15 protein-coding genes and 1 pseudogene are annotated in these 14,150 nt (G+C 53.3%); 13 read left to right on the top strand and 3 right to left on the bottom strand.

Annotated features, from left to right (window positions below):
* Positions 1-17: 17 nt before the first annotated feature.
* Positions 18-911: a succinate--CoA ligase subunit alpha gene (sucD, locus tag ACW9KT_RS15160; protein ID WP_457081850.1), complete on the bottom strand. Its 894-nt coding sequence runs from the start codon at positions 909-911 to the stop codon at positions 18-20.
* Between the two features lie 383 nt (positions 912-1,294).
* Between sucD and ACW9KT_RS15155 the strand changes: the two genes are divergently transcribed.
* From ACW9KT_RS15155 to ACW9KT_RS15145, 3 genes and pseudogenes are all read left to right on the top strand, one after another.
* Positions 1,295-2,623 carry an erythromycin esterase family protein gene (locus ACW9KT_RS15155; protein ID WP_457081848.1) on the top strand — a complete coding sequence of 443 codons (1,329 nt, stop codon included), beginning with the start codon at positions 1,295-1,297 and terminating at the stop codon, positions 2,621-2,623.
* A gap of 176 nt (positions 2,624-2,799) precedes the next feature.
* Positions 2,800-3,774, top strand: a pseudogene (locus ACW9KT_RS15150) (PLP-dependent cysteine synthase family protein); the annotation flags it as partial.
* 60 nt (positions 3,775-3,834) lie between these two features.
* Positions 3,835-4,266 (top strand): response regulator, encoded by a 432-nt coding sequence (locus tag ACW9KT_RS15145; protein ID WP_457081846.1) that lies wholly within the window; start codon positions 3,835-3,837, stop codon positions 4,264-4,266.
* Positions 4,267-4,462: 196 nt separating this feature from the next.
* Here the strand turns inward: ACW9KT_RS15145 and ade are convergent, their stop codons facing one another.
* A complete protein-coding gene (gene ade, locus ACW9KT_RS15140; protein WP_457081845.1) occupies positions 4,463-6,130 on the bottom strand; it encodes an adenine deaminase in 1,668 nt (555 codons plus the stop codon).
* Positions 6,131-6,227: 97 nt separating this feature from the next.
* On the opposite strand from ade, the gene ACW9KT_RS15135 reads away from it, so the two are divergent.
* The 9 genes from ACW9KT_RS15135 (at position 6,228) to ACW9KT_RS15095 (ending at position 12,246) form a co-directional block, all read left to right on the top strand.
* Positions 6,228-6,389 carry a hypothetical protein gene (locus tag ACW9KT_RS15135; protein ID WP_165963652.1) on the top strand — a complete coding sequence of 54 codons (162 nt, stop codon included), beginning with the start codon at positions 6,228-6,230 and terminating at the stop codon, positions 6,387-6,389.
* Positions 6,390-6,439: 50 nt separating this feature from the next.
* Positions 6,440-7,036: a hypothetical protein gene (locus ACW9KT_RS15130; RefSeq protein ID WP_457081842.1), complete on the top strand. Its 597-nt coding sequence runs from the start codon at positions 6,440-6,442 to the stop codon at positions 7,034-7,036.
* A gap of 131 nt (positions 7,037-7,167) precedes the next feature.
* Complete coding sequence (locus ACW9KT_RS15125; protein WP_457081841.1) at positions 7,168-7,821, top strand: hypothetical protein; 654 nt, start codon at positions 7,168-7,170, stop codon at positions 7,819-7,821.
* Positions 7,822-7,874: 53 nt separating this feature from the next.
* Entirely contained in the window at positions 7,875-8,270 is a 396-nt protein-coding gene (locus ACW9KT_RS15120) for a hypothetical protein (protein WP_457081839.1), read from the top strand.
* Positions 8,271-8,390: 120 nt separating this feature from the next.
* Positions 8,391-8,807, top strand: coding sequence for a hypothetical protein (locus tag ACW9KT_RS15115; RefSeq protein ID WP_457081837.1), 417 nt, complete (start codon positions 8,391-8,393; stop codon positions 8,805-8,807).
* Positions 8,804-9,547, top strand: a complete 744-nt coding sequence (gene cmk, locus ACW9KT_RS15110) for a (d)CMP kinase (RefSeq protein ID WP_457081835.1) — start codon at positions 8,804-8,806, stop codon at positions 9,545-9,547. Before ACW9KT_RS15115 ends, cmk begins: the two co-directional genes overlap by 4 nt.
* Before the next feature lie 244 nt (positions 9,548-9,791).
* A complete protein-coding gene (locus ACW9KT_RS15105) occupies positions 9,792-10,676 on the top strand; it encodes a 4-hydroxy-3-methylbut-2-enyl diphosphate reductase (protein WP_457081833.1) in 885 nt (294 codons plus the stop codon).
* An 83-nt stretch (positions 10,677-10,759) separates the two neighbouring features.
* Positions 10,760-11,308 carry a DUF502 domain-containing protein gene (locus ACW9KT_RS15100; protein ID WP_457081831.1) on the top strand — a complete coding sequence of 183 codons (549 nt, stop codon included), beginning with the start codon at positions 10,760-10,762 and terminating at the stop codon, positions 11,306-11,308.
* 146 nt (positions 11,309-11,454) lie between these two features.
* Entirely contained in the window at positions 11,455-12,246 is a 792-nt protein-coding gene (locus ACW9KT_RS15095) for an alpha/beta fold hydrolase (RefSeq protein ID WP_457081829.1), read from the top strand.
* A 98-nt stretch (positions 12,247-12,344) separates the two neighbouring features.
* On the opposite strand, the gene ACW9KT_RS15090 is transcribed toward ACW9KT_RS15095, so the two are convergent.
* Positions 12,345-12,815 (bottom strand): macro domain-containing protein, encoded by a 471-nt coding sequence (locus tag ACW9KT_RS15090; protein WP_457081827.1) that lies wholly within the window; start codon positions 12,813-12,815, stop codon positions 12,345-12,347.
* A gap of 134 nt (positions 12,816-12,949) precedes the next feature.
* Here ACW9KT_RS15090 and ACW9KT_RS15085 point away from each other — a divergent pair, with 134 nt between their 5' ends.
* Entirely contained in the window at positions 12,950-14,071 is a 1,122-nt protein-coding gene (locus ACW9KT_RS15085; protein ID WP_457081825.1) for a PQQ-dependent sugar dehydrogenase, read from the top strand.
* Positions 14,072-14,150 lie beyond the last annotated feature (79 nt).

Below are 14,150 nucleotides of genomic sequence, written 5' to 3'. Positions count from 1 at the left end.
ATTATAACGCTCAAAATCTATGCAGTCACCTGCTCGCCTTGCAATACACGAAGCATGGTGTCGCCAATTTCGGCGGGAGAGTCGACTACGTGGATACCACACTTGCGCATAATGGCCATTTTAGCAGCGGCCGTATCATCAGCGCCACCTACGATGGCACCTGCGTGGCCCATGCGACGGCCGGGAGGTGCGGTTTGGCCGGCGATGAAGCCTACAACGGGCTTCTTATTGCCGGTTTCCCGAATCCAGCGAGCAGCTTCAGCTTCCATGCCACCGCCGATTTCACCGATCATCACGATGCCTTCGGTCTCGGGGTCGTTCATGAGCAGCTCCACGGCTTCTTTGGTGGTAGTGCCGATGATTGGGTCACCACCGATGCCGATAGCCGTGGTCTGGCCTAAGCCAGCTTTGGTGAGTTGGTCAACCGCTTCATATGTCAGCGTACCCGACTTCGAAACGATACCGATTTTGCCTTTAGTGAAAATAAAGCCGGGCATGATACCCACTTTGCACTCGCCGGCGGTCATTACGCCGGGGCAGTTTGGCCCAATCATGCGCAGACCTTCGCGGCCTTTTAGGTACTCCTTTACCGCAATCATGTCCTTGGTTGGGATGCCTTCGGTGATGGTCACGATGACCTTAATGCCAGCATCAGCAGCTTCCATGATGGCATCGGCAGCGAAAGCCGGGGGCACGAAAATAATGCTCGTGTCGGCACCAGCTTGCTCTACGGCTTCGGCAACGGTGTTGAACACCGGACGGTCGAGGTGGGTAGTGCCGCCTTTACCGGGCGTTACGCCGCCTACTACGTTGGTGCCGTACTCAATCATCTGCTGAGCATGAAACGAGCCTTCGGAGCCCGTAAAGCCTTGCACAATCACTTTGGAATCCTTATTGACCAGAACACTCATAAGAGAAGGGTTAGGAGGAAAATGCGATATAGGGTGGTAATCAGGAATGACTTAGTAAGTCATCGGTCCGCAAAAGTAGGCTTTTTTGGGGGGGAGGCAAGCCAATTATGGATACGATGCTCATATGACTCCGGTTAAGCTTCTGATAGAGATAGTATGGGTTGCCGTAGCTATAATCATCAAGGTAAGTAGTGTTGTGCTAATGTGGATTTTTCCTAGCTCGGCAGCAACCTTTTTTATTTTATCAAGTTTCATACGAAATATAAAAGGTTGTTATTAAATAGCTACTATAGGCTATGATAAGGCTGTTTATTGGAGCTACCGAGTGGCGATTGACTATGTAATGGTTGGGAGTTGGGGGAGGAGTAGGCTAAAAGGCGATTATGAGAAATATAAGGTTTGCATTACTGTTAAGCTTCTGTTGGTGCCTGGCGGCGTGTAATAAGAGCGACAATGACATAACTCCGGCTACCAGCGTTAGCCCGATTACCATTCCGGATGCTGGGGTAACGCGTCTGGAAACAGAGCAAGATTTGACTCCGCTGCTCACAAGCCTGAGTGCTGCCCGCTATGCGTTATTAGGTGAAGCTTCTCATGGCACCGCCGAGTTTTATACTTGGCGCGCTGTCCTTAGCAAGCGCCTGATTCAGGAAAAGGGATTCACTATAATTGCTGTAGAAGGCGACTGGCCAGCTATTTATGAGTTAAATAGATATGTTAAAGGAACTAGTAAAGCCACTTCAGCTAAGCAGGTTCTAGAGCAATACAGCCGTTGGCCAACCTGGCTGTGGGCCAATCAGGAAGTAGCGGAGCTAGCCGAGTGGCTACGTACCTATAACCTAAGTCAAACTGCTTCCCGCCAGGTTGGCTTCTTTGGCTTGGATCTGTATAGCCTGTGGGAATCACTGGAAAGTATTCGTACCGATTTTCCCGAAGCCGACCCGACTACCCTAAGTACCGTGAATTCGGCCTTGCAGTGTTTGCAGAGCTATAACAAGAGCGAGGAAGCCTACGGTCGGGCTACGTTGCAAGGAAGAAGCTGCGCCTCGGAGATAAATGCCGTGCTAACAGCTGTGCGCAATCAGATGAAAACGCTGCCAGCTACACACGAAGAAGCCTTCAATGCTGAGCAAAATGCGCTGGTTGCCGTAAACGCCGAGCGTTATTATCGGACGGCAGTACGCAGCAACGCAGACTCGTGGAATATTCGGGACAGGCACATGATGGAAACCATCAATCGGCTGATGAGCTTTCACGGAACAACTGCTAAGATCATCGTGTGGGAACACAATACCCACGTGGGAGATGCGCGCTACACTGAAATGGAAGCCCGTGGCGAGGTAAATGTAGGGCAGCTAACCCGTGAGCAGCACTCTGCGAAAGGCGTATTTATAGTAGGAGCGGGCACTTACGAAGGCACCGTAATAGCTTCTCCATACTGGGGAGGGCCCGTGACTACCCTACCGGTTCCTGCGGCGCAACCTAACTCTTGGGAGGCTGCCATGCATAGTAAGGAGCCCCGCAATAAGCTGATCCTATTACAAAGCTGGCGCTCCGATAAAAACCTGACGCAATACCGTGGGCATAGAGCCATTGGTGTGGTATATGACCCTAGCCAGGAGAGAGGCAATTATGTGCCAAGCGACCTGCCTAACCGCTATGATGCTTTCCTATTCATCGACCGAACACAAGCCTTGCATCCACTGCGCTAGGCTACATAAATAAGCCAGTAAATAATGGGCCTATCAGGTCTAATATCCAGCTGAAAACACCCCCTGACTTTTTGAGCTTACGCTTGCCTAATTTGGAAAGGCAGGGATTTTCCTAAGGCTAAGAAGGTAAATTCGTACCTTTGTGGTCCACCCAATTACCCTGCGTACCCAACTGTATGTATCTGAATAACATAGTTGAAGCCATCGGCAACACACCTCTAGTAAAACTGAACAAAGTAGCCGACGGCATCAAGGGCACGGTGCTGGCCAAGGTTGAATATTTTAATCCGGGCAACTCCGTGAAAGACCGCATGGCGGTACGCATGGTAGAAGATGCAGAAAAAGCGGGTCTACTTAAGCCCGGCGGCACCATCATCGAAGGTACCAGCGGCAACACTGGTATGGGCCTAGCGCTAGCGGCCATACACAAAGGCTATAAGTGCATCTTCGTGATGAGCGACAAGCAAAGCAAGGAGAAGCAGGATATTTTGCGGGCTGTAGGTGCCGAGGTGGTCATTTGCCCCGTAGATGTTGCTCCCGAAGACCCACGCTCTTACTATTCGGTAGCGCGGCGCTTGAATGCGGAGACTCCTAACTCCTTTTATCCGAATCAGTACGACAACCTTTCCAACACGGCTGCCCATTATGAAGGCACTGGCCCCGAGTTGTGGGCTCAAACCGATGGAAAGATTACTCACTTGGCTTGCGGCGTGGGCACGGGCGGCACGATCTGTGGTACTAGCAAGTATCTGAAAGAGCAAAATCCGAATCTGGTAACTGTTGGCTTGGATACATATGGCTCAGTGTTCAAGAAGTACAAGGAGACCGGCATTTTCGACGAAAACGAGATTTATCCTTACAAAACCGAAGGTATTGGCGAGGATATTCTGCCCAAGAACGTGGACTTCGACCAAATCGATCTGTTCATCAAGGTAACCGACCAAGACGCGGCGGTAATGACGCGGCGCTTAGCCAAGGAAGAAGGTTTATTTGTGGGTTGGTCGTGCGGTTCGGCAGTGTATGGGGCGCTGGAATATGCGCGCGAGCACTTGAAGGAAGAAGATACCATGGTCATTGTCCTGCCTGACCACGGAACCCGCTACTTAGGAAAGATTTACAACGACGACTGGATGCGTGAGCAGGGCTGGCTATAAAAAAATCTTTATTGCTGGCTCCCGGTTTAGTGTGCTACGATAGAAATACAACGACCTATGACCGTGACTAAAAAGCTGCGCAATATTGTGCTGGTGGACGATAACGAAACCACCTGTTTTCTGAATAACCGCTTGCTCAACCGGTTGGCTGTAGCTGACAATGTGCTGGTTTTTACCCGCGCTCAACAAGCCTACGACTACTTTTGGGGTGAGGGCCGCAACTTAGAGAGCCCCACGCCCAACGATACGCCGGCCTTGGTCTTTGTTGACTTAAAGATGCCGGGCATGGATGGGTTCGAGTTCTTGCAACGTTACAGCGCTTTACCCACCGACGTAAAATCGCGCACCGTATTGGCCGTACTCACCACCTCCATGCACGCCGCCGATACGGCCCGCGTAGCCCAGTACCCCGACGTAGAATATTTAGCTAAGCCACTGACTGAAGAGAAGCTGAATAAGTTGATGCAGAAGCGTTTCGCAGAAGCATAAAGCTTGAGCTAATTTATTTGCAAAAAAGACGCTGCATTAGAATGCAGTGGCTTTTCTATTATGCGCTCATACTCCTGTGCGATTATGCAGAGCGGAGCGAAGCATCTCGCGTGTTTAGCTGGATTAGTAACCTCTTATCAGCACGCGAGATGCTTCGCTCCGCTCTGCATGACCGCCTAATTGAATAAGTTAGCGTTTATACTACCGCTTCTACAAAACGGAAAGCTTCGCCATCGAATAAACCTTTGTCGCTTAGTTTCAGGCTGGGAATCACGAGCAGAGCCATAAAGGACAGCGTCATAAATGGGGCGGCAAGTGGTGAGCCTAGCTCTTTTGCCAGCGCATCCACGGCGGCATAGGCTTCGGCCACACGGTAGCCATCTTGATTAGACATGAGGCCGGCCACCGGCAGCGGCACTAATATTTCCTCATTTTTGCCCACCACAGCCGCCAAGCCACCTTTTGCGGCAATAACAAGGTTCACGGCGCGGGCAATACTTTCATCGTCGGTGCCGACGGCAGTAATGTTGTGTGAGTCGTGGCCGACGCTGGAGGCAAGAGCGCCTCGTTTTAGGCCAAATCCGGTGATAAAAGCCACGGCTGGTGGAGCCGATTGATAACGATTTACGACGGTGAGCTTGAGGATGTCGCGGGCTACATCGGGCACAACGAGGTTCTGCTCAATGCTAGCGGGCAAGTCGTGACGGGCAGTGATAAGCTGGCCGTCGAAGCACTCGATTACGCGGATTTCGGTCTGCTCAGTCTGGGGGGCTTTTTGCGGAGCAGGTAGCTGAAACTCTTCGGGCTGCACTGGCTGCGCTTCGAAATTATTAACCACAGCAACCGGTGCGGCGGGAATAAGCGTTTGCCCGTTTTCGGCGACCAATTCGCCCCCCACGTAGGTTTGGCGCACTTGAAAATCAGTCAGATCATCAACCACGATAAAGTCGGCGGGGTCGCCTTCGCGCAGCAAGCCGACGGGCAGGTTGTAGTGGAGCACTGGGTTCAGGCAGGCTACGCGCAGTACTTTCAGTACATCCTGGCCGCGCGCTACTGCCCGTTGTACCAATTGATTGATGTGGCCCAACACCAGCGTATCAGGGTGCTTGTCGTCGGAGCAGAACATCATGTTCTCGAAGTGTTCGGGCAGCAAGTCAATTAGGGCGTCGAAGTTGCGGGCCGCTGAGCCTTCCCGAATGAGAATTTTCATGCCCACGGCCAACTTGTCACGGGCTTCGTCGGCGGTGAAGCACTCATGGTCGGTGCTGATGCCAGCTGACGCGTAGCGCTCGGCGTCGGCGCCGCGCAGGCCAGGGGCGTGGCCATCCACGGGACGGCCGTAACGCTGAGCAAGCGCGATTTTGGCCGTTACATCCGGGTCGTTGTGCAATACGCCGGGCCAGTTCATCATTTCGGCCAAATAGCCAATTTCGGGGTTCTGAAACAGTTGCTCAATGTCCTGCACCGATATAACAGCTCCAGCCGTTTCGAAAGGAGTTGCCGGAACGCAGGAAGGCGCCCCAAAGCAAAACTTAAACGGCACGGTGCGCCCACTGGCCAGCATATATTCAACGCCCGCTGTGCCCAGCACATTGCCAATTTCGTGTGGGTCCGAGACCGTGGCTACAGTGCCGTGCACTACGGCCAGGCGGGCAAATTCGGCGGGCACCAGCAAGGAGCTTTCTACGTGTACGTGGGCATCCACAAACCCCGGCAACGCGTAAGGCAACGTCGGATCAGGAGTGGGAGAGGAGAGAGGATCAATGCGTTGAATTTGCCCCCCAGCTACATGAATAGTAGCTGGAGTTATGGTGTTAACAAACAGGTCGATAAGGTTGGCGCGCAGGCTGAATTCGGCGGGCATAAGGCAGGAAAGTAGAGGATTGAGAATTTGCCCCCCAAGGCCGGCGGACGGGTAAAGAACCTTATATTTGGTTAATTATCCCTGCCAAATTCGTCTTGTGAGAAAGATTATGACCTTGTTACTGGCCGCGGTGCTGACTGGTTCTGCCGTGGCTCCCATGGCCGGTTGCGCCCAGCGCACAGCCCAGCAAAAGAAAACCAAAGCCTTCAAGCGCCAGAGCAAAGGTGGCCGCATGCCCTGTCCCACGCACGACTGCTAATGCTGGCGTCAGCTCTGCCAACATGTGGTCGTCGATTAGCAATTGTGTTCTTGCTGATCATCATTTCAGTAGCTACGGCAGTAGCTCAGCGGCGGCAGCCGGCTAATTTCCCGACGCCCACGACGCCATTGCCGCCCGAGGACCTCACCGTACGCCGGGAAGGAGCCAGCAACCGAACCATGGGCCGCTACCAACTGCCCGATAGTACTTGGCATGAGGCCTTGGTCTATGAGATAAAGCGTGATAGAGTGTACTTAGCTGCTCCTGGAACCAATGTATCGCAGGCGTATTCACCAGGCCAAATCATCCGCTTTACTGCTGACGGCGAAACGTATAGCGCCTTACCGCAGGGTTTTGCCAGGGAACTGTTCAATGCGGGTGGTTACGCGCTATTTGAATTTCAAAAAAGCAATGACCCATCTGCCTTCCTAGGCTGGATGACTCAACAATTGCTTCTGCGGGTGAACAACGAGTTGCCCCGTCGCCTGCCCACCGGCCGGCGTAAGTTCAATAAAGCAATGCTGGCTGTGGTGGGTGAAAATGCAGAGTTGGCGCGGCAGCTGCGCCAAAATTCGTTTCGAGCGTGGCCCGACGCGGCGGATATTCTGACGACCTATGTGTTGGCCAAAGCCTCAAGAGGCAATTAGAGGCTCTGTATAGACAGAGCGAAAAACAGTTGCTCAGAGGTCATGCCTACATATTAAGTTTAACGGATAAATTACTTTAAGACATCATTTCCGCTTCTTTGCCATATTGGAACATCATTGAAGTCATATCTATGAAACACTGTCACCCTGCGTTGCTTACTACTGCTTTGCTTGCCGCGACGAGCGCAGCAGCTCCGCTTTGTCAGGGACAAGTATTACCATTAATTTATTTGGTAAATCAAGCTCGTAGTGGAACAGACCCTGATTTTCGGAGCGGAAGTTATCAGCTAACTGATGGCACTTGGAAAGAGGGGAAATGGGTTATTCACTACGATAGAGTGGCCATTATCGGGGCGGGCAAAGAGGCCAAGAAGCAGGGGCAGCGAGAATTCTCTACCGACGAGGTTCAACGGTTTGTAGCAGGCAAGGACACGTTTGGCATCATCCGCAACTTCGATATTCCGGAGCCCGCTGAACATATTACGGCTGGGTTTGCGCAACAGCTGTACCGTGGGGGTGAGTTCTCCCTGAGCCACTACGTGTACTTCCGACCAAATACTGTTGCCTCGAAGTCATATAAGGTGCTGTACCGGGGAGCGGATACCCCAGTGATAGTACCTGCCAAACCACGTGAGTTCCGTGAGTTCATGCTTAAGTACGTGGGCGACCACCCGCTGCTAGCCAAACAGCTGACTAAAAGCACACTAGAACTAAAAGATGCCCCCCAGATTCTGGAGTCTTACGTGAACTGGAAGCGGTATCAATCAGCGCCTGCCGGAAAGTAAACCATTCTATAAGACGGCCGCTGATGTTGCCTTCAAACTTGTAACTCGCAAAAATGCCCCCCGAGCAAAACCCTTTAACCGCCCTCCACGCCGCCGCTGATGCCGTGCGCCAACAATTGCAGGTCAATAGCTTTGATGCCGTCGGTGTGCATCGCCTCTCTGACTTTATTGAAGGCCAGCGGGCCCACTTGCCCGCCGAAAGCCGCGAGGGCGTGATTAATGCCTTAGGTTGCTTTCTGGGGGAGTGTATCGCGCAAACCTATCAAGGCGAGTGGGCCGCCGGCCCAGATGGTACCACAGGCATAGGCTTACATAATAAGTTGTTTCTGAATCCATTCTATCGAGTGGAGCAGCAGCTAACGAATGGACTGGCAAGCTCAGTAATGCAGTTCTTTGAGCAGATCCCGGAGTGGTTGAAAGCTGAGGCTTCACGTAAAAGTTGGATTTAATTAATATACTTTCTCCGAATATTCATCCTCTTCTTTTGTAGTTTTAAAGCTTAACCTATTCGGTAATTTTTGTTTCGGCTCTGCTTTGAAGCGGTTATCGGATGCAACTTTTTTGCTATAATGGAAGAGCTAAGAAGCGCCGCTGAAGCCGTGCGGCAAAATTTAAATATTGCCTCCTTTGATGAGTTAGCAGTGCGCCGGCTCGCGGAGTTCATTGACCGTGAGCGTGCTGGCATAAACTATGAGGCCAAAGCTGGAGTAGTAAATGCACTAGGCTGCTTTCTGGGGGAGTGCATAATCCGTAGTTTTGGTGGCTACTGGCACCGCGACGCCTCTGGGTTGGTAGGAGTACAGATAGCTGGTTGTACCTTTGTGAATCCGTTCAGCTACGTGGAGCGGCAGCTAGTGCATGGTGCGGACGAGGCTGTAATGGTACTCTTCTACTCTCTGCCCACCCGCTTAGTGGCGGCTGCCACCCCTCGTCGCCGAACTTGGATTCCCGTCCCCTTGCCCTCGCGCCGAACGACTTCCCCATGAGAAAAATCGTCATTGCCATCGACGGCTACTCTTCGTGCGGTAAAAGCACTACCGCCAAAGCCGTAGCCGCCGAGTTGGGCTATGCCTACATTGACACGGGCGCTATGTACCGGGCCGTGACCCTGTATTTGCTCGAACACAAAATTGCTTTCGACGATTTGCCCCGTATCGAGCAGGCCCTGCACGATATGCATATCTCTTTTAAGCGCAACCGCCGCACTGGGCGCAACGAACTGTGCCTCGATGGCGAAATCCGGGAGGATGAAATCCGGCAGATGTACATCTCCAACTCGGTGAGTGAGGTGTCCGTTATTCCGGCCGTGCGCCACGCCTTAGTGCGTCAGCAGCAGCGCATGGGTCGGAAGCGGGGTGTTGTGATGGACGGCCGCGACATCGGAACCACCGTATTTCCGGATGCCGAAGTGAAAGTATTTATGACGGCCGAAACCGGCGTGCGCGCCCTACGCCGACAAGAGGAGTTGGCAGTGAGTGGAGAACATGTGAAAGTGGAGGAGATTATCGACAACCTCACCAAGCGCGACTACCTCGATACTACCCGGGCCGAAAGCCCCCTGCGCCGCGCCGCCGACGCGGTGCTGCTGGATACTACTCACATCACCATTGATGAGCAGGTAGACTTCGTGCTGGAGCGCGTATCGGCTACGCTTTTTTCGCTGGCAACTGGCAACTTCACGATGCCCAGCACCGAAGAAATGCCCCCCACGGCGCGGCATACGTAGAGCAGAAATGCAGCCGTACTGAATAATAAGTTTTGGGGTAAACAGACCTCCACAGTCTCTGCTGGCCTATCGTCATAGATAAGTTAAGGCTATGGCTTATAAAGGGCATTTTTCTGCACTGAACTTCGTCTTACGCAGGAGCTTAGGTTTGTAAATGCCAAAAAAATGAACAAGGGCTTACGTTGTAGGTAGTTAGTTGGGGCACTAAAGTTGCAGCGGCCGCTATCGATATATTTCCTCTGCCATGAACATCACTATTGATAAAAATTCGGGCTATTGCTTTGGCGTTGAGTTCGCCATTCAAATGGCTGAAGATGAGTTGGAGCATGAGTCGACCCTGTATTGCCTGGGCGATATTGTGCACAACCGCATGGAGGTGGAACGCCTGCACCAGCGGGGCCTGCGCATCATTGACCGCGAACAGCTTCAGCAGATACACGATAGCAAAGTACTTATTCGGGCCCACGGTGAGCCGCCCGAAACCTACGAACTGGCCCTGCGCAACAACCTGGAGCTAATTGACGCTTCTTGCCCAGTAGTGCTGAAGCTCCAAAACCGGGTGAAGCACGCCTATGATGTCAGCCAGCGCCATGAGGGTCAGATTGTCATTTATGGGCAACCGGGCCATGCCGAAGTTACCGGTCTGGCTGGCCAGACTGGGAATCGGGCGCTCATCGTGATGACAGAGGCTGACCTCGATCAAATTGATTTTGCGCGCCCCGTTACCTTGTTTAGCCAGACGACTAAAAGCACCGCCGGCTTCTACCGCATGAAGCAGCTCATTGAGGAACGCATTGCCGCCGCGGGGGGCAGTTTGGATAGCTTCGACGCCAACGACAGCATCTGCCGGCAGGTAAGCAACCGTGAACCGGCTTTGGCCAAGTTTGCCGTTGAGCACGACATTGTGATTTTCGTCAGTGGGCGCAAAAGCTCCAATGGCAAGGCACTGTTTACGGTAGTAAACCAAACCAACCCACGCAGCTATTTCGTCGAGAATGAGCAGGAGCTAAATGAGGACTGGTTTGTGGGCGTTAACTCCGTCGGGATTTGCGGCGCCACCAGCACACCTATGTGGCTGATGCAGCGCGTAGCCGACCGCATCGAGCAGGTAGCTGTGGCGGTTGCGTAGGGCGCACGGATTTCTGTCTTACATCATCGTTATTTGCCCGGCCGGTTTCTTCTGGTCGGGCATTCTTTTTTCTCCGCTACTCTATGCGCAAGCTCTTTACTTACTTCCTCAATGGTTTTCTGATTGTGGCCCCGGTGGGGCTAACCATCTATATTCTCTTCGCGACAATCCGGTGGCTGGATAGCCTATTTCGGATGGACAATGTACCCCCCGGGATTGGGTTACTGACAGCAATGATATTGCTGACCATCGTAGGCTTTGTGGCCAAGTCGTTCATGGTGCGGCCGTTTCTGATTATTGCTGAGCGCATCTTGCACCGCACGCCTCTGGTGAGCATTATTTACTCCAGCCTCAAAGATCTGTTCGATGCCTTTGTAGGTGATAATCAGAAGTTTAATTGCCCCGTGGTGATGTGCATCAATCAGGAAGCCAAGATCTTTAAGATGGGGTTTGTAACCCAGGATAGCATGGAGCCCGCCAGCCGCCCCGATCTTGTGGCCGTGTATTGCCCGCACTCTTACAACTTCTCCGGGGAGCTGTTTCTGGTGCCTAAGGAAAACGTGACTTTCCTGGATTTGCCGAGCAGCGAGGTCATGAAGTTTGTGGTTTCGGGCGGCGTATCACGACTATAAGTAATGGAAGAAGCAAGGAAGAACGTTAAAATTTGCCTCGTGCCGAAGCTGGCTATGTTAGGCTGAAAGACGTAGTAAATCGTTTGCTGGTAGGGCACCAAATCAGGCGTTTCTCCCTTATCGGAAAGACTTATTAGCGGCTTTCTTTGAAAACGACTCTACATTATCAGTCATACGGTACGGGCCCGCGGGTAGTGTTGGCTTTTCACGGCTACGGGCAGAGCGAAGGTCACTGGCGCAGCGTAGCCGCTGTTTTGGGCAACGCGGCTACTATTTATGCCTTCGACTTATTTTATCATGGCCAAAGCCACCTAGCCAAAGCTGATGCGCCACTGACCAAAAAGCGCCTCGGGGAGCTATTAGCTGAATTTTTGGCTGAGAAAAACATCGACACCTTTAGTCTACTGGCTTTCAGCATGGGGGCCAAATTTGCCCTCACGGCGGTAGAGCATTTCCACGGGCGGGTGCAGCAAGTCTGGCTGATTGCCCCCGACGGGCTGCAACGACAGTTCTGGTATTCACTGGCCACGTATCCGCCCTGGATGCGCGGTATACTAGGGCGGGCAGTGCTGCGTCCGCAGCGCCTACTTCGGTTCATCGATGCACTGGGTCAGCGCCGCGTAGTTGACACCAACTTGGTGCGCTTTGCCCAATGGCAACTGGAAAGCCGCGAAAAGCGCCTGCGCGTGTACCGGAGCTGGGTGGGGTTTCGGCTGCTAGTATTCAACTTGAAAGACTTAGCCCGCAACCTGAATGAGCATCAGGTGCCCGTCACGTTCTTTCTGGGCAAATACGACCGAGTGATTCCGCACGCGGGCTTGCAGCAGTTTATTGGGTCGCTGCGGCAAGCGCAAACGGTGCTGTTAGAGGCCGGGCACGCCGGCCTGATCTATGACGTAGCGGCTTATCTGCGCCGCCACCCGGAGCTTATTGCCTAGCGGCCAGTTCCTGCTCATACAAGCGCTTACTATCCGCGTCGAACACCACAAAAACGACCTCAGTGGGTAAGGCATACGTTTCCAAAAACGCCCGTACTTCACGTACGGCAATGCTTGCCGCTTCGGGTTTGGGGTAGCCATAAACACCTGTAACTTATGCCCGAAAAAGCGATGCTATGCAGCTCATGTTCGGCCGCGAGGCGCAGGCAACTGCGGTAGCAGTCGGCCAATAGTGTTGGCTCGTTTTTACTGCCTCCCTTCCAAATAGGTCCGACTGTGTGAATAACCTTTGCGGCGGGTAATTGCCCCCCAGTGCTCAAAACTGCCTGACCGGTCGGAAGGCCGTTGGGATACTGCTGAGCCCGAATTTGCCTGCACTCTTCCAGAATTTGGGGGCCCCCAGCCCGATGAATAGCGCCATCAACGCCGTCTCCGCCCAGCAGGGAAGAGTTGGCCGCATTCACAATGGCAGTTGTGTCGAGGGTTGTAATGTCGCCTTGGTAGAGCAAAATACGGCCAAAAGCCTGCGCCTGGGAACGCCAATCAATAGTAGAGTGTGAGGAACTCATAAAAGTGATGCAAATACAATGAGAAGGCTTTGCCGGCTGGCGGCATTTTTTGGGAACGTCCGACAACGTTTAGGGTTTAGGTAAAAATGCCCCCCAGTTCGTAATAGAAAGTGTTCATCCCAGTCATACCCTTTATGCGCCCTCGCCTTTTCTTTCTGCCTTTATTGCTAAGCCCATTGGTGCTGGCTTTTACAACCGAGCGGCCCGCCGCGCCGGACGCCGAGCTGGCTCAAATAAAACTGCCCCCCGGCTTCACCATCAGCTACTTCGCCCAGAATGTAGGCAGCGCCCGTGAGATGGCCCTCGGTCCCGATGGCACGGTGTACGTGGGCACCCGGGGCGACAAAGTATACGCCCTGCCCGACCGCAATAAAGACGGCAAAGCCGATGAGGTCATCACCATTGCCAGCGGCCTGAACGCGCCCAACGGGGTAGCAGTACGCAACGGTGCTTTGTACGTGGGCGAAATCAACCGCATTATTCGCTACGATAACATTGCCCAGAAGCTGAAGCAGAAACCTAAGCCTGCGGTGGTATATGATCAATTGCCCAACCGGGACCACCATGGCTATCGTTACATCGCCTTCGGCCCCGATGGGAAGCTATATGTGCCCGTAGGTGCGCCCTGCAACGTGTGTGAGCCCGAAGAGCCCATCTTCGCAACCATCAACCGTATGAACCCCGACGGGACTGGCCTGGAGATATTCGCGAAGGGCGTGCGCAACACAGTAGGCTTCGACTGGAGCCCCCTCACGAAAGAAATGTGGTTTACTGACAACGGCCGCGACATGCTCGGCGATAATATTCCGCCCTGCGAACTGAACAGGGCCCCACAGCCGGGAATGCACTTTGGCTTTCCGTATGTGCACGCCGGCGACATCATGGATCCGAAATTTGGCGCGGGCAAAAAAGCGACCGACTACGCCGGTCCAGCCCGCAAACTAGGCCCCCACGTAGCCCCGCTGGGCATGGCGTTTTATGCAGGTAAAGCGTTTCCGGCTCAGTACCGCAACCAGATTTTTATCCCCGAGCACGGCTCCTGGAACCGTAGCAACAAGATTGGCTACCGTATCACGCTGGTGCGCCTCGACGCTAGCGGCAAGAAAACCACCGCCTACGAGACCTTTGCCGAAGGCTGGCTACAAAACGGTCGGTCGTGGGGGCGCCCCGTGGCGCTGTTGGAGCTGCCCGATGGCTCTCTGCTCGTGTCCGATGACCAGAACGATGCCGTATACCGCATCAGCTACAAAGGATAGAGGTGAGATAAGAGTAAATAGCTAGTGGTGAAATGGTGAGTTTGGCGTTCTTGCAGCGCCGACTACACAAGCACCGTAA

Source organism: Hymenobacter sp. HD11105 (assembly GCF_054051685.1).
This window is presented reverse-complemented; position numbering and strand designations above follow the sequence as displayed.